17 protein-coding genes are annotated in these 18,526 nt (G+C 62.0%); 7 read left to right on the top strand and 10 right to left on the bottom strand.

What is annotated here, in order from left to right:
• Positions 1 to 15 precede the first annotated feature (15 nt).
• Positions 16 to 1,404, top strand: coding sequence for a purine-cytosine permease family protein (locus ACLD1X_RS15340; protein ID WP_429369005.1), 1,389 nt, complete (start codon positions 16 to 18; stop codon positions 1,402 to 1,404).
• A gap of 18 nt (positions 1,405 to 1,422) precedes the next feature.
• Here the strand turns inward: ACLD1X_RS15340 and ACLD1X_RS15335 are convergent, their stop codons facing one another.
• The 7 genes from ACLD1X_RS15335 to ACLD1X_RS15305 form a co-directional block, all read right to left on the bottom strand.
• Positions 1,423 to 2,139: a L,D-transpeptidase family protein gene (locus tag ACLD1X_RS15335; RefSeq protein ID WP_429369003.1), complete on the bottom strand. Its 717-nt coding sequence runs from the start codon at positions 2,137 to 2,139 to the stop codon at positions 1,423 to 1,425.
• Positions 2,136 to 2,894: a M15 family metallopeptidase gene (locus ACLD1X_RS15330; protein WP_429369001.1), complete on the bottom strand. Its 759-nt coding sequence runs from the start codon at positions 2,892 to 2,894 to the stop codon at positions 2,136 to 2,138. Before ACLD1X_RS15330 ends, ACLD1X_RS15335 begins: the two co-directional genes overlap by 4 nt.
• 30 nt (positions 2,895 to 2,924) lie before the next feature.
• Positions 2,925 to 3,917: a lipoyl synthase gene (gene lipA, locus ACLD1X_RS15325; RefSeq protein ID WP_429368999.1), complete on the bottom strand. Its 993-nt coding sequence runs from the start codon at positions 3,915 to 3,917 to the stop codon at positions 2,925 to 2,927.
• 136 nt (positions 3,918 to 4,053) lie between these two features.
• The gene (gene glyA / locus ACLD1X_RS15320; RefSeq protein ID WP_429368997.1) at positions 4,054 to 5,310 is read right to left on the bottom strand and encodes a serine hydroxymethyltransferase; all 1,257 of its coding nucleotides are present in this window, start codon (positions 5,308 to 5,310) and stop codon (positions 4,054 to 4,056) included.
• Between the two features lie 30 nt (positions 5,311 to 5,340).
• Positions 5,341 to 5,724, bottom strand: a complete 384-nt coding sequence (gene gcvH, locus ACLD1X_RS15315; RefSeq protein WP_429368995.1) for a glycine cleavage system protein GcvH — start codon at positions 5,722 to 5,724, stop codon at positions 5,341 to 5,343.
• 381 nt (positions 5,725 to 6,105) lie between these two features.
• Positions 6,106 to 7,614: a sigma-54-dependent transcriptional regulator gene (locus tag ACLD1X_RS15310; protein ID WP_429368993.1), complete on the bottom strand. Its 1,509-nt coding sequence runs from the start codon at positions 7,612 to 7,614 to the stop codon at positions 6,106 to 6,108.
• Between the two features lie 69 nt (positions 7,615 to 7,683).
• Complete coding sequence (locus tag ACLD1X_RS15305; RefSeq protein WP_429368991.1) at positions 7,684 to 8,598, bottom strand: LysR family transcriptional regulator; 915 nt, start codon at positions 8,596 to 8,598, stop codon at positions 7,684 to 7,686.
• Positions 8,599 to 8,749: 151 nt separating this feature from the next.
• Here ACLD1X_RS15305 and speB point away from each other — a divergent pair, with 151 nt between their 5' ends.
• Both speB and ACLD1X_RS15295 read left to right on the top strand, forming a co-directional pair.
• Positions 8,750 to 9,748: an agmatinase gene (gene speB / locus ACLD1X_RS15300; RefSeq protein WP_429368989.1), complete on the top strand. Its 999-nt coding sequence runs from the start codon at positions 8,750 to 8,752 to the stop codon at positions 9,746 to 9,748.
• Between the two features lie 69 nt (positions 9,749 to 9,817).
• Positions 9,818 to 11,329 (top strand): aldehyde dehydrogenase family protein, encoded by a 1,512-nt coding sequence (locus tag ACLD1X_RS15295; protein ID WP_429368987.1) that lies wholly within the window; start codon positions 9,818 to 9,820, stop codon positions 11,327 to 11,329.
• Here the strand turns inward: ACLD1X_RS15295 and ACLD1X_RS15290 are convergent.
• Positions 11,284 to 11,571, bottom strand: a complete 288-nt coding sequence (locus ACLD1X_RS15290; protein WP_429368985.1) for a hypothetical protein — start codon at positions 11,569 to 11,571, stop codon at positions 11,284 to 11,286. The two genes, ACLD1X_RS15295 and ACLD1X_RS15290, sit on opposite strands and share 46 nt — an antisense overlap.
• An 88-nt stretch (positions 11,572 to 11,659) precedes the next feature.
• Here ACLD1X_RS15290 and ACLD1X_RS15285 point away from each other — a divergent pair, with 88 nt between their 5' ends.
• The 3 genes from ACLD1X_RS15285 (at position 11,660) to ACLD1X_RS15275 (ending at position 15,594) form a co-directional block, all read left to right on the top strand.
• Positions 11,660 to 13,234, top strand: a complete 1,575-nt coding sequence (locus ACLD1X_RS15285; RefSeq protein ID WP_429368983.1) for a purine-cytosine permease family protein — start codon at positions 11,660 to 11,662, stop codon at positions 13,232 to 13,234.
• A 2-nt stretch (positions 13,235 to 13,236) separates the two neighbouring features.
• The gene (betA, locus tag ACLD1X_RS15280; RefSeq protein ID WP_429368981.1) at positions 13,237 to 14,925 is read left to right on the top strand and encodes a choline dehydrogenase; all 1,689 of its coding nucleotides are present in this window, start codon (positions 13,237 to 13,239) and stop codon (positions 14,923 to 14,925) included.
• 210 nt (positions 14,926 to 15,135) lie between these two features.
• Entirely contained in the window at positions 15,136 to 15,594 is a 459-nt protein-coding gene (locus ACLD1X_RS15275) for a GNAT family N-acetyltransferase (RefSeq protein ID WP_429368979.1), read from the top strand.
• A gap of 20 nt (positions 15,595 to 15,614) precedes the next feature.
• On the opposite strand, the gene ACLD1X_RS15270 is transcribed toward ACLD1X_RS15275, so the two are convergent.
• Both ACLD1X_RS15270 and ACLD1X_RS15265 read right to left on the bottom strand, forming a co-directional pair.
• A complete protein-coding gene (locus tag ACLD1X_RS15270) occupies positions 15,615 to 17,117 on the bottom strand; it encodes a transglycosylase SLT domain-containing protein (protein WP_429368977.1) in 1,503 nt (500 codons plus the stop codon).
• A 190-nt stretch (positions 17,118 to 17,307) separates the two neighbouring features.
• A complete protein-coding gene (locus ACLD1X_RS15265; protein WP_429368975.1) occupies positions 17,308 to 17,613 on the bottom strand; it encodes an NIPSNAP family protein in 306 nt (101 codons plus the stop codon).
• Between the two features lie 229 nt (positions 17,614 to 17,842).
• On the opposite strand from ACLD1X_RS15265, the gene ACLD1X_RS15260 reads away from it, so the two are divergent.
• Positions 17,843 to 18,505 carry an ATPase gene (locus ACLD1X_RS15260; RefSeq protein WP_429368973.1) on the top strand — a complete coding sequence of 221 codons (663 nt, stop codon included), beginning with the start codon at positions 17,843 to 17,845 and terminating at the stop codon, positions 18,503 to 18,505.
• Positions 18,506 to 18,526 lie beyond the last annotated feature (21 nt).

Here is an 18,526-nt window from a genome sequence, read left to right as displayed (position 1 = left end):
AAAGGAAACATCTTCATGAGTGCGCAACGAAGTCCGCTGATCGAGACCCGTTCGATTGATTTTATTCCCGAGGCTGAGCGTCATGGCAGTCTCTACAGCCAGTTCACCCTGTGGCTCGGCGCCAACCTGCAGATCACCGCCATCGTCACCGGCGCCCTCGCCGTGGTACTGGGCGGCGATGTGTTCTGGTCGCTGATCGGCTTGCTGGTCGGGCAGTTGTTCGGCGGTGCCGTGGTGGCGCTGCACGCGGCGCAAGGGCCGAAGCTCGGGCTGCCGCAGATGATCTCCAGCCGAGTGCAGTTCGGGGTGTATGGCGCGGCGATCCCGATCGTTCTGGTGTGCCTGATGTACCTCGGCTTCAGCGCCACCGGTGCGGTGCTGTCGGGGCAGGCGATTGCACAGTTGATCAGTGTCAGCGACAGCACCGGCATCCTGATTTTTGCAGCGGGAATCGCGTTCCTGACGATCTTCGGTTACCGGGTGATTCACCTGGTCGGGCGGGTGGCCAGCGTGCTGGGCGTCATCGCGTTCGCCTACCTGTTCACCCGGTTGATGACCCTCAACGACATCGGCCTGCTGTTCGATAACCGGCATTTCGGCTGGAGTACCTTCCTGCTGGCGGTGTCGCTCTCGGCGTCCTGGCAGATCGCCTTCGGCCCTTATGTGGCGGACTATTCGCGCTACCTGCCGAGCAAGACTTCGTCGTGGAAAACCTTCGCCGCCGTCGGTCTTGGCACCGTGTTGGGGGCCCAGGCTTCGATGGTGCTGGGGGTGTTCGCCGCCGCGTTGGCCGGGGCGAATTTCCGCGGGCATGAAGTGGCAACCATTGTCGGCCTGGGCAGCAGCGGCGTAATCGCGTCCTTGCTGTACCTGAGCATTGTGTTCGGCAAGGTCACGGTGTCCACCCTCAACGCCTACGGCAGCTTCATGTGCGTGGCGACCATCCTCAGCGGCTTTCGCAGTCGCCTGCAAATCACCGCCCGCCAGCGCATGCTGTTCGTGCTGCTGATCGTCGCGGCGTCCACCGCGCTGGCGTTGCTCGGGCAGCACTCGTTCCTCAACGCGTTCAAGTACTTCATCCTGTTCTTGCTGACGTTCTTCACACCCTGGAGCGCGATCAACCTGGTGGATTACTACTTCATCAACAAGGAACGTTACGACATTGCGGCACTGTCCGACCCGACAGGGCGCTACGGTCGCTGGAACGTGTTGGGGATCAGCGTCTATGTGATCGGCGTGTTGATCCAGTTGCCCTTTGTCGATACCCATTTCTATTCCGGGCCAATGGTTGCGCAGCTGGGCGGCGTGGACATTTCCTGGATCGTCGGGCTGCTGGTGCCGGGTGTGATCTATTACGCCTTGGCCAAACCGTCGATGAGTACGGTGGCGGTTGAGCGGGGTTAAGACCCGCATTTTGGTTGATTATCGCTTCGGCAGGTTCCAGCGCTCACGCAACTGTTCGTACTGCGCGTCGGGCAGTTGCACCAGCACCGGGGATTTGCCCGGGTCCAGCCAGTTGAACAACCGCTCGATGTCCGCCGGGGCCATGGCGGTGCAGCCGCGAGTCGGCGCCGTGGGGCCGCGCCAGATGTGAAAGAAAATGCATGATCCGGCGGCGGGAGTGGCCAGGGTGTTGTGCCGGATGAAAATGCCCTGGCGATACAAGTCATCGCTGCGGCGCATGCGTTCGGAACTGCTCCAGTTTCTTGCAATGACCGAGCTGTCGACCAATTCGTTGTAGTGAGCCGACAGGCTGTCGTCCACGCATTCAATGGTCGCTGTCAGCGCCAGGTAGGGCAGGCGGGTATTGGTCGAAGGTTCGTAGCCAAACGCCGTGCCCAGGCTGAACACTCCAGCCGGGGCCTTGCCATCGCCTTCCTGTTTGACCGGCCCTTCAGGTCGCCCGGGGTTGAGTTGGCCCTTGCCCCAGCCCATGCCGTTCTTGCCGAGCACCACCGCAAAGGGGGCTTCGAACTTTTCAAAGGACTCGCCGTGCCGCTCATAGCGCTGGGCAGTGGCCTGGATGTCATCCCAGCTTTTGCTGGTGACCACGATCAGTTGATCACTGTCGTCGAGCCCCTGTGCCATGGCGGTCAGAGGAGAAAACAGCAGCAACAGGACGTTGATAAATTTGTTCATGGTGCCAACGGTGTGATGGGGAAGTTCATGACGTCCGGTTTCTGTGGATTCCCGCTGTACGTGAAGTGCCACCACTCGGCCGAATAACCGACAAAGCCCTGTTTTTCCATCGCGTCGTTGAGCCGCTGTCGATTGGCTTTGGCTGGCGCGCTGATCTGCGCCGAGTCCGTATGCGCACGCTCATCGAAGCAATCGAAACCAGTGCCCATGTCGAGCGCGCCGTCGTGCCAGCGCTCGCCATAAGGCGCCGTGCAATCCACCGCTTTCACCGAAGGCGTCCAGGTGTCGGCGGGCAGGGCGCCGGGACCGGTCAGGGTCAGGTCGACAGTGTTACCCCGGGAATGATTGGACACCCGGGCTACATAACCCAGGCGCCAGAAATCCTGCTTGTCGACCCGTGGATAGAACTCGGTCTTGAGCGGGTCGCCGGGTTCGCTGGCAAAGCGGCCCATGTCCGCCACCGCACGCTGGGGTCGGTAGCAATCGAACACCTTCAAGCCGTAGCCCTCGGCTGCAAGCGCCGCTTGCACCCGGGCCAGGGCGTTGGCGGCATCCGCCGACAGCAAGCATTCTGCCGCCTGGTAGCCGTCGAGCGGGTGCCCGGTGAAGTTGTGGGCGCTGGCGTAGCGGATGTCCTGCGCGATGCCCGGGGCAATGCTGCGCACATACACCATGTGCCCGGGTTTCGCCTCGTCAGCCAGGCACGGCAGGGCAAGGCTCAGGCACAGCATCGACAGACAGGGTGAACGAAACATCGGGAACGGCTCCATGCATGACCAGTCGTCTCATGATGGCTTGAAACCGCCTGCACCTCCATGAAGTTGTTGATCGGCGTGATAGGACGAACGCACCAGCGGCCCGGACGCCACGTTCTTGAAGCCCATGCGCGTGCCTTCCTCGGCGAACCAGGCAAAGGTGTCCGGGTGCACGAAACGTTGCACCGGCAAGTGACTGCGCGAGGGTTGCAGGTACTGGCCGAGGGTCAGCATGTCGATGTCGTGCTCGCGCATGCGCTGCATGACCTCGATGACTTCCTCGTCGGTCTCGCCCAGGCCTAGCATCAGGCCGGATTTGGTCGGTACGCGGGGCACGGCGAGCTTGAATTTTTGCAGCAGGTCCAGCGACCACTCGAAGTCCGAGCCCGGCCGCGCGGCCTTGTACAGGCGCGGTACGGTTTCCAGGTTGTGGTTGAACACATCCGGCGGCTCATCGGCGGTGATCGCCAGGGCCACGTCCATGCGTCCACGATAATCCGGCACCAGGGTTTCCAGTTGCACGCCGGGCGACAGCTTGCGGATCTCGCGCAGGCAGTCGACAAAGTGTCGGGCACCGCCATCGCGCAAGTCGTCGCGGTCCACCGAGGTGATCACCACGTACTTCAAGCGCAGCTCGGCGATGGCCACGGCCAGGTTCAGCGGTTCGTTGGCGTCCAGCGGCCTGGGCCGGCCATGGCCGACATCGCAGAACGGGCAGCGCCGGGTGCAGATGTCGCCCATGATCATGAAGGTCGCGGTACCACCGGAGAAACATTCACCGAGGTTCGGGCACGAGGCTTCTTCGCAGACACTGTGCAGCTTGTGCTTGCGCAACCGCTGCTTGATCCGCTCGACCTCGGGAGAGACCGGCATGCGCACGCGAATCCAGTCGGGTTTGCGCGGAAACTCATCCGTGGGAATGATCCTCACCGGAATCCGCGCGACCTTTTGCGCGCCGCGCAGTTTGGTGCCGACCTCCACTTTGGCCGGGCTGTTGCCGGCCGACTCGATATTGGCGTTCATCGTTCTTTCCTTATCGGCACGGAACCTGTGGGAGCGGGCTTGCTCGCGAAGAGGGAGTGTCAGTTGAAATTAATGTTGACTGACACACCGCCTTCGCGAGCAAGCCCGCTCCCACAAGGGGTTTTGTGTTGTGTGGTCAGTCGCGGTAGACCGGGAAGTCCGCGCACAAGGCAGCAGCTTGTTGAGCGACCTGAGCTTCCACATCGGCATCGCCCAGGTGATCGAGGATGTCGCAGATCCACCCGGCCAGCGCGATGCTTTGCGCTTCCTTGAAGCCTCGGCTGGTGATTGCCGGCGTACCGATGCGCAGGCCGGATGTCACGAACGGCGATTGCGGGTCGTTGGGCACGGCGTTCTTGTTCACGGTGATGCCGGCACGCCCGAGGGCGGCGTCGGCGTCCTTGCCGGTCAGGCCCTGGCGGATCAGGCTGACCAGGAACAGATGGTTGTCGGTGCCGCCGGACACCACGTCATAACCGCGCTCGATAAACACCTGCGCCATGGCCTGGGCGTTACGGATCACTTGCGTCTGGTAGCTCTTGAAGCCTGGCTCCAGGGCTTCCTTGAAGCACACGGCCTTGGCGGCGATCACGTGCATCAGCGGGCCACCCTGACCGCCGGGGAACACCGCGGCGTTGAGCTTTTTCTCAAGTTCAGGATTGGCTTTGGCCAGAATCAGCCCGCCACGCGGCCCGCGCAGGGTCTTGTGCGTGGTGGTGGTGACCACGTCGGCGTAGGGCAGGGGATTGGGGTACAGACCCGTGGCCACCAGGCCGGCGACGTGGGCCATGTCGACGAAGAAGTACGCGCCGACCTTGTCGGCGATCTGGCGAAAGCGCGGGAAGTCCAGGGTCTTCGAATAGGCCGAGAACCCGGCGATGATCATCTTCGGCTGGTGTTCGACAGCCAGGCGTTCGACTTCGTCGTAATCGATCAGGCCGGTCTTGGTGTCGATGCCGTACTGCACGGCGTTGTACAGCTTGCCGGAAAAACTCACCTTGGCGCCGTGGGTCAGGTGACCGCCATGGGCCAGGCTCATGCCGAGCACGGTGTCGCCGGCTTGCAGCAGGGCCAGATAAACCGCCGCGTTGGCCTGGCTGCCGGAGTGCGGCTGGACGTTGGCGTAATCGGCGCCGAACAGTTGCCTGGCGCGGTCGATGGCCAGTTGCTCGACCACATCGACGTGCTCGCAGCCGCCGTAGTAGCGCTTGCCCGGATAACCTTCGGCGTACTTGTTGGTCAGGCCGCTGCCTTGCGCTTCCATCACCCGTTGGCTGGTGTAGTTTTCCGAGGCGATCAGTTCGATATGGTGTTCCTGCCGCGCATCCTCGGCGTTCATCGCCGCCAGCAGTTCGTCGTCATAGCCTTTGATCTGGTCGTGCTTGCTGAACATGGTGTGGTCCTTGTGTGGAAAGGGTGGGCTTCAAGCGTCGGCGTGTTCTGCGGTCAGGCGCTCGTAGGCGTCCTGATCCAGCAAGTCGTTCAACGCCTCGACATCGACCGGTTTGAAGCGAAAGAACCAGCCTTCGCCCAAGGGGTCTTCGTTGACCCGTTCCGGAGTGCTCTCGAGTGTCGTGTTGATCTCGACCACTTCACCGTCCAGCGGCATGCCGATGCTGCTGGCGGCTTTCACCGATTCCAGCACCGACACTTCAGCGCCTGCAGTGAAGGCGCCCAGTTCAGGCACCTGAACGAACACCACATCCCCCAGCGCCTGCTGGGCAAACTCGGTGATGCCGACGGTGACCAGGCCATTGCTCTCAAGGCGCAACCATTCGTGATCGACGGTAAAACGCAATTGGCTCATATCAACTCCTTATTGTTTTAAGGCTCGTGGCGGGGCGACGAGCGGGGTTGGAGGAGTGATAGCAAGGGCGGTGCCAAGGTTTGTTAGTTGTTATAAATCAATGGCTTGAAGTTATTTCGTCAGGCGCTTGAGATTTCGGCTGTATTGAAATGAATACAGGTAAGCCGGGCTGTGGGGGCGGACACCGTAATGGCGGGTGGGAAAGGTTTTGTCTTGATTTCGCTACGCTGTATCGATTTGAAGACGCAGAGCCCGGCAACAACACTGACCCCCTGTGGGAGCGGGCTTGCTCGCGAATGCAGTGTGTCATTCACCATCAATGTCACCTGACCTACCGCTTTCGCGAGCAAGCCCGCTCCCACATTTTTGACCGAGCCAGGTTCAGGGTTTGTTGGGAATCCCGTATTTGCGCAGGCGAATCGCAATCGCGCTATGGGACGTCTGCAACCTTGCAGCGAGCAACCGGCTTGACGGATAACTGCGATAAAGCTGTTCCAGCAGGTTCTTTTCAAAGTCGCCCACCGCTTCTTCCAGGCTGCCGACTTCGCCGTCGTTTTGCCGTTCAACGGCGGTGCGGGCGATGTCGAGGTCGTCGATGTCCACCAGCGGATTTTCGCAGATCGCCGCCGCGCGAAAGATCACGTTTTGCAGTTGCCGCACGTTGCCCGGCCAGCGGTTGCCGAGCAGGGCGCTGAAGGTGCTCGGCGCCAGGCGACACGCCGGTCGCTGGATCTGCGCGCAGGCCTGTTGCATGAAGTGATTGGCCATCAGCAGGATGTCGTGACCGCGCTCGCGCAGCGGCGGCACTTGCAGGTTGAGCACGTTGAGACGGTAGAACAGGTCTTCGCGAAAACGCCCTTCGGCGACCATTTTTTCCAGGTCACGGTGGGTCGCGCTGAGCACCCGCACATTGACCCGGACTTCCTTGTCGCCACCCACCCGACGGAAGCAGCCATCGCTCAGGAAACGCAGCAGCTTGGCTTGCAGGTAGGGTGACATTTCCCCGACTTCATCGAGGAACACCGTGCCCTGGTCGGCCAGTTCCAGCAGGCCGAGCTTGCCGCCCCGTTGCGCACCGGTGAAGGCGCCGGGGGCGTAGCCGAACAGCTCGCTCTCGGCCAGGCTCTCCGGCAGTGCCGCACAGTTCAGGGCCAGGAAGGGCGCATCGTGCCGTGGGCTGATGGCATGGCAGGCACGGGCCACCAGCTCCTTGCCAGTGCCGGTTTCACCCTGGATCAACAGCGGTGCATCGAGGGCCGCCACCCGTTGCGCACGCGCCTTGAGCGCACGGATCGGCGCTGATTCGCCGAGCAGCGCATCGAAGCCTTCGGCATGGTCATGGTGCAGCGCCGACAGGCGTTCACCGATGCGATTGGGTTGATACAGGGTGAGCAGGGCGCCAGCGTCGGTGATCGGCATGGCATCGAGAAGAAACGTCTGGCCACCGAGACTGACCTCGTGCATCGGCAGACGGAAATGGTGAGCGATCAGAGTGCGTTGCAAGTCGGCATCGTCGAACAGCGCGGTCAGCGACTCACCGGCCGGTTCGCGCCCGCAGAGGGCGATCAGCGCCGGGTTGGCCAGCAGCACATGCCCCCGATCGTCCACCGCCAGCACCGGGTCGGAACTGGCGGCCAGCAAGGCGTCCAGTTGCAGGCGCCGGCGTTGCCCCGGAAGGATGTCGACCATGGTCACCGCTTGCACGCCACGCACGTCGAAAAGCGCCTCCCGCAGTTCTTCGAGCACGTCGGCGCCAAGGGTCGGGGCGTCGATGTAGACGTTCGGCGGCACCATCTCCACCGCGTCCAGGTTGAAACTGCGTCCACCGAGCAGGGCCAGCACTTCCTGGGTGATTCCGACGCGGTCGATGAAGGTGACGTGGATGCGCATGACGGGCCTGCAAGGTTGGCGAACTAAAATCAGTATGCCCGGCAAATTTTCAATTTGGCGAGTGCCACATCACGGCTTGGCGGTTTTGCGGGCGCTGGCGGCCAGGTCCTCGAGGAACGCCTGGAGGATCGGCGGCGGTGCCACGCCGCGTCGGGTGATCACGTCGAACGGTGACTTCAGGCGCAGGCTCGCCGGCGCCAGTTGATGCATCTCGCCGCTCTTCAGCCACTGGCTGGCGAAGTGCTCGGGCAGGAAGCCCACGTAGGCGCCGGAGATGATCAGGATGGCCGACGCCTCGATGTTGTCCACGGTGGCCGCCGCCTTGGTGATACCCAGGTGTTCCAGGTCGTATTGCTGCATGTAGCCACGCACGACGATGCGCCCCGCGCCGACTTCTTCGAGCAGTTCGGCGCCCTCGGCCTGGCTGCCGAACAACGGGTGTCGCCGGCCGCAATACAAGCCCAGCGCTTCCTGGTACAGCGGCGATTGCAACAGGCCCGGCACATGGATCGGAAAGTGTCCGATGGCCAGGTGCAGGCGGCCATCGAGCACCCGTTCTTCGAGTTCTGCCGGGGTGCCGACGTACACGTTCAGGTGCACGTCATGCCCACGGGAGACGAAGCGCTGTGTGGTGCGCGGAATCGGCGAATCGGGGTCGGTAATCGTGGTGTCGATGATCCCCAGGTTGAGCTTGCCGCTGATGTGCTGCTTGAGCACGTCGGCGTCCATGCAGAAGTTTTCCACCGCCGACAGCAGGCGCTGGGTGGCTTCATGAATCGCCACGCCTTGTTCGGTCAGGCGAAAGCCGCTGCGCCCGCGCTGGCAGAGTTTGACCCCGAGCCGGGTTTCCAGATGGGTCATCTGTTCGCTGATGGTCGACTGCCCGGCATTCAACGCCGCCTGCGCGGCCGAGAAGCCACCGCAGCGCACAATCGTGGCAAATACCCTGAGCAGTTTCAGGTCGACATCGTGCAACTGGATCATCTGGGACCTCCGGCAGGGGCATGCATCGGGAATGCCGATATGAGTATCTGATGTTTAGCATTTTTTCCACGAAAACCTGCGCCCATAGTCTTTCCAACGGCGGTCGCCTTGCAGTCCGCCAGGCCGATAACAAGAAGTGGAGAGGCTAGAAATGTCGAACAACGGTTATGAATCCGGTCGCCTGAACCTGCCATTCGTGGGTCATTGCACCTTTGGCAAATCCCCGGTGTGCACCGATTGGGATGCGCTGGATGCCGACGTCGCGGTGTTGGGCGTGCCCAACGACATGGGTACCCAGTGGCGCTCCGGCGCACGCTTCGGACCACGCGGGATTCGTGAAGCATCGACGCTGTTTTCCTTCGGCCACGCCGGCGCCTACGACCACGAAGATGACGTGATGTACCTCACCGCATCGGACGTGCGCATGGTCGACGTCGGTGATGCCGACATCGTCCACACCGACATGGCCACCAGCAACAGGAACACCGAATACGCCGTGCGCAAGATCCTCGATGCCGGCGTGATGCCGGTGGTGCTCGGCGGCGATCATTCGGTGCACGCGCCAGTGATCAAGGCCTTCGAAGGGCGTGGCCCGATCCACATCATTCACTTCGATGCGCACCTGGACTTCGTCGACGAGCGCCATGGCGTGCGCTACGGCCACGGCAACCCGCTGCGCCGCGCATCGGAAATGAACCACATTGTCGGCATGACCCAAATGGGCATTCGCAACGTGTCGTCCTCCAACCGCGATGACTATGAAGCGGCCCACGAAGCCGGCTCGAAAATCCTCTCGGTGCGCGATGTGCGTCGTCTCGGCGTCGAGGGTGTGCTGGCGCTGATCCCGCAGGACATCAACTACTACATCACCATCGACATCGACGGTTTCGACCCGTCCATCGCCCCCGGCACCGGCACCCCGAGCCACGGCGGCTTCCTCTACTACGAAGTGCTGGAAATCATCCAGGCCCTGGCCAAGCGCAGCAAGGGCAACATCGTCGGCATGGACCTGGTGGAAGTGGCGCCGGTGTACGACCCGACCGGCATGACGTCGATTCTCGCCGCGCAACTGCTGCTCAACAGCATCGGTTTCATCTTCCACGAGCGGGGCTTGGTGCGGGCGGCCGCCGAGAGCGAATCGCTGGCTTAAGAGCTGGCCAGCCTGATCATCGAAACCAGAGACCCGGCAGGACCTGACTGCCGGGCAGAGAGAATAAAAATGGACACGATCGTCAAAAGTTACCTGCAGAAATTCGGCGTCAGCGAAGCCACCCAGACCTTCCTCGGCAAGGCCCAGAAGATGTTCATCGGCGGCGCCTGGGTCGAGTCCGGCAGCGGCGAAACCTCCGATGTGATCGAACCCTCGACCGAAGGCCTGCTCACCCGCATTCCCATGGGTACCGTCGATGACCTGGATCGCGCCGTACAAGCGGCCCGCGCCCAGTTCGACGGCGGCGCCTGGCGCCAGGCCAAGCCGGCCGAGCGCGAGCGGATGATGCAACGCCTGGCCGACCTGATCGAGCAGAACGCCGCCGAGCTGGCAGAGATCGAATCGATCGACATGGGCAAATCGGTTGCTTTCGCCAAGGACGTGGATATCCAGGGCACCGTGGACACTCTGCGTTACTTCGCCGGCTGGGCCACCAAGCTGCACGGGCGTACCGTCGAGCCTTCGTTGCCGGGCAATTACCTGGCCTATACCCGCAAGGAAGCGGTGGGCGTCGTCGGCGCCATCGTGCCGTGGAACTTCCCGCTGCAAACCATGGCCTGGAAACTCGGCGCGGCGCTGGCGACCGGTTGCACCGTGGTGGTCAAGCCTGCCGAGTTGACCTCGCTGTCGGCCCTGCGTTTTGCTGAACTGGTGCAGGAAGCGGGCATCCCCGACGGCGTGATCAACATCGTCACCGGGCGTGGCAGCGTGGTGGGTGCGGCCATGGCCACCCACCCCGGCATCGACAAACTGACCTTCACCGGTTCGACCCCGGTCGGCCAGACTGTCGGCCGCGCAGCGCTGGATGACATGAAGCGCCTGACTCTCGAACTCGGTGGCAAATCTCCGGTCATCGTCTGCGCCGACGCCGACATCCCGGCTGCCGCGCAAGCGGTCGCCAACGGCGTGTTTTTCAACTCCGGGCAGGTATGCGACGCCGGTACACGGGCCTATATTCATAGCAGCGTCTACGACGAATTCCTGCGTGAGCTGATCGCCTACACGCGCACCCTGAAAATGGCCCCGGGCCTGGACCCGGACTGCTTCATCGGCCCGCTGGTCTCGGCCCTGCAGAAGCAGCGCGTGACCGAGTACATCGAAACCGGCAAGGCCGAAGGCGCCGAACTGGTCTACGGCGGCCAACCGGTCGATGGCCCTGGCTTCTTCGTCGAGCCGACCATCTTCGCCCACTGCCGCAACGACATGCGCATTGTCCAGGAAGAGATCTTCGGTCCGGTGCTGGTCACCGCACCGTTCGACGATGAAGAACAGGCCCTGGCCCTGGCTAACGACTCGCCTTACGGCCTGGCTGCCGCACTGTATTCCAACGACCTGGGGAAAGTGCACAGCCTGATCCCGCGCCTCAAAGCCGGCTCGGTCTACGTCAACGCCCACGGCACCCTCGATCCGTCGATGCCGTTCGGTGGCTACAAACAGTCCGGATTCGGCAAGGACCTGGGCGCCGAGCAGCTCGATTACCTGCTCGAAACCAAGGCGGTCTGGATCACGCTGCCGAGCTGACGATCGTCATTTGTAGGAGCGAGCTTGCTCGCGATGAACCCAGAAGCAGCACGGGGTGTCAGGTTGCCAGCGTTATCGTTGACGACCATCGCGAGCAAGCTCGCTCCTACAGTCGGGTACGGTTTCAGCAACAACGCCAGGTAGGCACGAGTGAACTCAATCCCTGTAGGAGCGAGCTTGCTCGCGATGAACCCAGAAGCACCACGGGGTGTCAGGTTGCCAGCGTTATCGTTGTCGACCATCGCGAGCAGGCTCGCTCCTACAGAGGGATTTGTTCACCCGAAAGAACGCGGTTATCTCGTCATGATCTTCCAACAATAAGAGTCCGTCATGAACACTAACGCCAAGTCCGCCACGAGCGTGTCCGCCCTCGACGAGAAATCCGTCGTCGAGGGGCATTCGATCGACTTCATCCCCGAGAACGAGCGCACCGACAAACTGTCGAGCCAGGGCCCGTTCTGGTTCCTCGGCAATTTCACCTTTTTCACCATGACCATCGGCTTCGTTGGCCCGAGTGTTGGCCTGACCGCGCTCTGGACCACGCTCGCCGGCACGCTGGGCATCATGTTCGGCACGCTGTTCATGGCGTTTCACGGTTCGCAAGGCCCGCACCTTGGCCTGCCGCAGATGATCCAGTCCCGTGCGCAGTTCGGCTATCGCGGGGTGATCCTGGTATTGCTGGCGACGCTGTTCGTGTTCGCCGGCTTCAACATCGTCAACCTGGTGCTGATGATGCAGGGGCTGCACACACTGTTCGGCTTCAACCCGGCGGTAATCGCGGTGGCGGTGACCCTGCCGGCGGCGGTGCTGGCGATCCTCGGCCATGACTGGATGCACCGCAGCTTCAAATGGGCGTTGTTCCTGTCGTTGCCGCTGTATGGCCTGGTGACCGTGGCGGTGTTGATGGGCTGGGTGCCGGACGCCGCCATGCCGGCGCTGGCGGCGGGCGAAGCGGCCCCGGCGCCGCTGGGTTTCAACTGGACCGGTTTCATCGCGCAGTTTGCGGCGGCCGCCAGCTACAACATCGCCTATGCGCCCTATGTGTCGGACTACTCGCGCTACCTGCCGAAGAACACCTCCAGCGGCAAGTTGATCGCGGTGGTGTTCCTCGGGGCTTCGCTGTCCGGCGCATGGATGATCTCGGTGGGTGGCTGGCTGGCCGATCACCTGCACTCCACTGACGTGCTGGTCGCCCTCGGGCAAGTCGGCAACACCGTGTCGCCGCTGGTGGGCACGGCGGTGGTGGTGGTCACCATCCTGGCGTTCCTGCCGGTGATTGCGATGAACATCTACAGCGCCAAGCTGACCACGCTGACCTGTGTCGACTCGATCAGGCACATTGAGCCAACGCGCAAGGCGCGCATCCTGGCCATCGGCTTTGTGATCCTGCTGCAACTGGGCGTGGCACTGAGCATCCAGAGTTCCGGCAAAGGCCTGTCGGTGCTGGGGATCTACCTGGTGGTGATGCTGTACTTCCTGGTGCCCTGGACCTCGGTCAACCTCACCGACTACTTCTTCGTGCGCAAGGGCCGCTATGCCATCCCGCACTTCTTCATGCCCCACGGCAACATCTATGGCAGCTGGGGACTGCGCGGTATCGCCGCCTATGCCATCGGTTTTGTCTCGATGATCCCGTTCTTCTACATCTTCGACGGCGTTGAACAGCGCGAGGTGTATGTCGGCCCGCTCGCCAAGGCGCTGGGCAGCATCGACATCGCCTGGCTGGTCGGGCTGATCGTATCGGGGCTGGCGTACTACTGGCTGAGCCGCTCGATTGACCTTGCGCGCGAAGAAGCGGTTATCCAGCAGATTGAAAAGACCTCTCCGCAATACACCACCGGCGACACGCTGACCCACAAACAGCAGCCACTGCCGGTATTCACTGAATCGACGGTCGGGAGATAGTCATGACCACGCAAAAATACGACTACATCATCATTGGCGCAGGCTCGGCAGGTTGTGTGTTGGCCAACCGCCTGAGTGAGGACCCGACCACTTCGGTGCTGGTCCTGGAATTCGGCGGCAGCGACAAGAGCGTAGTGATCCAGATGCCCAGTGCCTTCTCGATCCCGATGAACACCAAGAAGTACAACTGGCGCTACGAGACCGAGCCGGAGACCTTCCTCAACGGCCGGCGCATTCACTGCCCGCGGGGCAAGGTGCTGGGCGGCTCGTCGTCGATCAACGGCCTGGTATACATCCGTGGCCACGCGCTGGACTTTGACGAGTGGGAATCCCTCGGCGCTGAAGGCTGGGGCTATCGCAACTGCCTGCCGTACTTCAAGCGCGCCGAGAGCTACGAGTCGGGCGGCGACAGCTACCGCGGGCAAACCGGGCCGCTGCACACCACCAACGGCAACCACATGAAAAACCCGCTGTACGGTGCCTGGGTTGAAGCCGGTGCCGAAGCGGGCTACATCAAGACCGAAGACTGCAACGGCTACATGCAGGAAGGTTTCGGTGCCATGCACATGACCGTGAAGAATGGCGTGCGCTGTTCCACCGCCAACGCCTACCTGCGCCCGGCCATGGGCCGGCCGAACCTGACGGTGATCACCCATGCGATGACGCGGCAAGTCATCCTCGAAGGCAAGCGTGCGGTGGGGGTCATGTATGACCACGGTGGCCAGACCCACCAGGTGTATTGCAACCGCGAAGTGCTCATCTCGTCCGGGCCGATCGGCTCGCCGCACCTGCTGCAACGCTCGGGTATCGGCCCGGCGCAGGTCCTGCGCAAGGCCGGGATCGGTGTGCGCCATGACCTGCCGGGCGTCGGCGAGAACCTGCAGGATCACGCCGAGGTGTACATCCAGTTCGGCTGTAAGGAACCGGTGACCCTCAACAGCAAGATGGACCCGCTGAGCAAACTGATGATCGGTCTGCGCTGGCTGCTGTTCAAGGACGGCCTGGGCGCCACCAACCACTTCGAGGCCGGTGGTTTCATCCGCTCCGAGAAGGGCCTGCGCTGGCCGGACATCCAGTTTCACTTCCTGCCGGCGGCGATGCGCTACGACGGCAACAAGCCGATCAAGGGCCACGGCTTCATGGTACTCACGGGGCCGAACAAACCGAAAAGTCGCGGTTACGTGCGCGTGCGCTCGGCTGACCCGTACGAGCATCCGGAAATCCGTTTCAACTACCTGGAGCGGGAAGAGGACCGCGAAGGCTTCCGCCGCTGCATCCGCCTGACCCGCGAGATCATCGGCCAGAAAGCCATGGACCGTTTCCGCGACGGCGAAATCGCCCCGGGCGCGCAGGTCACCAGCGACGAAGATCTGGACGCCTTCGTGCGCGACAACCTGGAAAGCACCTACCATCCCTGCGGTTCATGCCGCATGGGCGAGGACGACATGGCGGTGGTCGATTCGCAATTGCGCGTACATGGCATCACCGGTCTGCGGGTGATCGATTCGTCGGTGTTCCCGACCGAGCCGAACGGCAACCTCAATGCACCGACCATCATGCTCGCCGAGCGCGCCGCCGATCTGGTGCGTGGCGTGCAGATGCTGCCGGCGTCGAATGTGCCGGTGGGGCTGGTCGAGGGCTGGGAGAGCAGCCAGCGTACCTCGCTGCCGGGGCGTAACGTGCGGGTCTGACCGCATTCCGCGATCTAATGTGGGAGCCTAATGTGGGAGCGGGCTTGCTCGCGAAAGCGGCGTGTCATTCAACATTTATTTCGACTGACATGGCCTCTTCGCGAGCAAGCCCGCTCCCACAGTGGGCGCGGTGCTTTCAGAAAATTTTACGTCGCAGGTCCAATGCCATTGCTAGTCTGTAATTCCTTGAGACCGCAATGGAGCACCCTCATGGCTATTCAGGCCCTGCGCGCCGACGCATCGCATATCGACCAGATCGCCCCTTTGTTCGACGCCTACCGGATGTTCTACGAGCAGCCGTCGAACCTGGCGCAATCGCGCGCCTTCATCGCCGAGCGCATTGCCCGGGACGAATCGGTGATTTTTCTTGCCCAAGACAACGACGGCGAAAACCTCGGCTTCGTCCAGCTGTTCCCGACCTTTTCCTCCATCGACGCGCACCGCACCTGGCTGCTGGGTGACCTGTTCACCACGCCCGCCGCCCGGGGCAAAGGCGTCGGCACACTGCTGATGAACACCGCCCGGGACTTTGCCAGGCTGGCCGGCGGCAAAGGCATGACCCTGGAGACCGCCACCGACAACTTCACCGCCCAGCGCTTGTACGAATCCCTGGGCTGGGTGCGCGACCCCGGTTACTACACCTATTGCCTGGACCTGAAAAAACACTGAGCCGGGCCGCCGGCCAGCCGTCATTGCTGTGCGGCGGCGGTTTTACTTGCCGCGTTTTTTTCTTCCACCAGCTTGTACGCCACGTAGTACTTGTAGATGTTGCCGACGTAGTCCACCGTCTCGCGGCCCACCACCTGCGCTGCCGCCTGCTCGACATTGCCGAACCAGATGTTTTTATCCAGCCCGGATTTTTCCGCCAGGGCGCGGAATTTACGCAAGTTGCCCGGCCCGGCGTTGTAGGCGGCGAAGGTCATCAGGGTTTTGTTCATCTGGTTCAATTGCGGGTCGTTCAGGTACTTGTCGGCGAGCAGGCGCATGTACTTGCTGCCGGCCTCGATGTTTCTGTCGGCGCTCTTGTCGATACCGCCGATGGCCACCGTGGGATCATTGGCGGTTTTCGGCAGCAGCTGCATCACGCCGACCGCGCCTCTGGGGCTCCGTGCCGTCTGGTCAAGCTGCGATTCCTGGAACCCCTGGGCCATCAGCATCAGGTGGTCGAAGCCGTAGGTGCCGGCGTGGCGGGTGAAGATGTCCACCATCTCCTGGAATTTCTTCATTTCCGCTTCGGATGTGGCATTGAGTACCCGTTTGCTGCTGTTGGTGACGTATTTGGTTCTCAGGCTGTTGCCGAACGTAGTGCCGACCTTGTGGGTTTTGACGAACCCGGCCAATTGGCTTTTGAGCTGTGGACTGTCCTTGCGGATCGCCCAGGCAAATTGCGAGTTTTCATGCAGGAACGCTTTGTCGTGGACTTTCATGTCGGTGTAGAGCGGCGACCAGATGACGGCGATGTAACGATCCACCACCGTGGCCTTGAGCAACCCGGCATTGACCATTTGCAGCAGGTCCTCGGACTCCAGGTTTTCATCGGCGGCCTTCAGCTCTATGGGTGCCAGGCCCTTTTCCTTGAATGAAGCGTTCAGCGCCTGGAGGTGCTCGTAGTAGCTGCTCGATGCGCGCACGGTCACTTCCTGCCCGGCCAGGTCTTCGATTTTTGCAAAGGGCTTGCTGCCAGGTCCGGTGACCAGCACTTCGGGGATGTTCACTGCAAACGGATCGGAAAAATCCACGGCTTTCAGGCGTTCGTCGGTGATGGTCAGGCCGCCGGCGGCGATGTCACCAACACCTTTGGCCAACTTGGGCATCAGCTCGTTGCGGGCGGTCGGGATGAACATGACCCGCCATTGCATGGATTTTTTGGCGTAGGGCTGGGTCTTGTTCAGCCAGGCTTCCAGTCCTTTGCCCAGCTCGTAGGCCAGGCCACGCTGGCGGCCGCGATCGAGTTCGAAGAAGGTCTTGCTGTACGGCACCAGGATGCGTATCAGGCGGCGTTCACGCATGCCTTCGAAGTCGCCGAGCCAGTCCTCCGGCACCGGCAGCACCAGGCTCTGCACTTCGGCCTCTTCGGCCGGTGTCAGTGCGACCGCAGGCAGTTCGGGCAGGGTTTGCGCCAGGGCCGCATTCAGCCAGCACAACAGCATCAGCAAAGGCAGATGGCGACAGCGACTCCACACATTGTTCATGTTCACTCACCCACGGGGCAGGGAGATCGGATTCACATTGCGGTTTTGGCCAATGGCGGCCGGCATGGCGGTTCAGCGGCGACGACCAATTCACCAAGGGTGCTCGCTTTAGCGTAGTGCCAGCCATCAAAAATGCCGCCCATGGGGCGGCATTTTTGGCTGGTCGGGGCGGCCCCCTGACCGTTGCGAATCATCCGAAAACCGGGCGCAGAAACGAACGTTCATAGCTGAGGATGAATTTCCTCTCTTCGGCATATTTGAACGCAGCGATGCACTCCGGATCGTTCATCGACTGCTGCCGGTAATGTTCGTACGCCGCCAGGCTCGGGAAGGTAAACAAGGCCATGGCGATGTTGTTGGCGCCTTCGGACGGCAAAAAGTAGCCGTGGTGCTGGCCGCCGAACTTTTCCACCAGGGGAATCCACAACTTGCCGTAGTGCTCGAAGGCGTCGAGCTGGTAGGGGTCGAGTACGTATTTCAGGTAGCAGGTCACCATTGTTTCGTTCCTTGAGGTGGTTTGAGGGCAGTCGCCACTGTAATGAACCCTGGCTGCCTGGCACAGCCGTTTGTTCGACATTGACCGGCAGGTTTGCGCCAGACGCATGCCTTGGCGGCTCCGCACTATTGGTTCAGTCAATAGTCACCATCAAGAATCGCAAGTTCTGTTTTTTCTGCAAAGGCGGAAAATCGCCTGCATTGAATACGCTGCTCAAGGAACCTGCGCGATGAAAATGTTGACCCGACTGGCTGTGATTGCCCTGTTGCTGGGCAGTGTTGCATCCACCGCATCGGCCTACGCCGAGGACGCGCCTGCCTGCCATCTGCCGCCCATCACCGGGAGCCAGGGCGGGTTGCAATACGGGCAGACGGTCGGGGTGCTCTACAGCGAAAACACCGTGGAAAACCTGCAATACCTTGAGCAATACCACTCGGTTGCGATGAACGGCGCGAAGAACGCACTGGATGCGCGGATTCGCCAGGCGTTCGTCAACAGCTCCGATCCGGACCTGGCCATCGACTGGCTGATGCGTTCGCTGCAGCACACCTTTGTGTCGGTGACGGTCTACGACAACCTCGATGCACTGGTGCAGGCCCACCCGGATGTGGTGGTGATGCTCGACACCCACAACCAGTTGCTGACCCAGCGTAACGACCGGGTCGAGGCGCGCTTCGCCGCGCGGTTCTACGACGCCAGCCTGCAATACATCGGCAAGGCCGAAGGTGCGGTGGAAAAACAACTGCCGTCGGTGTGGGTGCATGACAAGGCCGCGCCCGAGATTGCCGCGCAAATCGAACAGCAACGCGACCTGCAACTGACCGCACTGAAACAGTTCGATGCGTCGTTGAAGGCGCTGGTAAACGCCGGATTGACCGCAACAACCAATTGATTGGCCCGGCGCCCATTGAGC

This window comes from Pseudomonas sp. 18173 (assembly GCF_050432945.1).
GTDB lineage: Bacteria > Pseudomonadota > Gammaproteobacteria > Pseudomonadales > Pseudomonadaceae > Aquipseudomonas.
The sequence above is the reverse complement of the archived record's forward strand: the minus strand, read 5'-3'. Positions and strand labels throughout refer to the sequence as shown.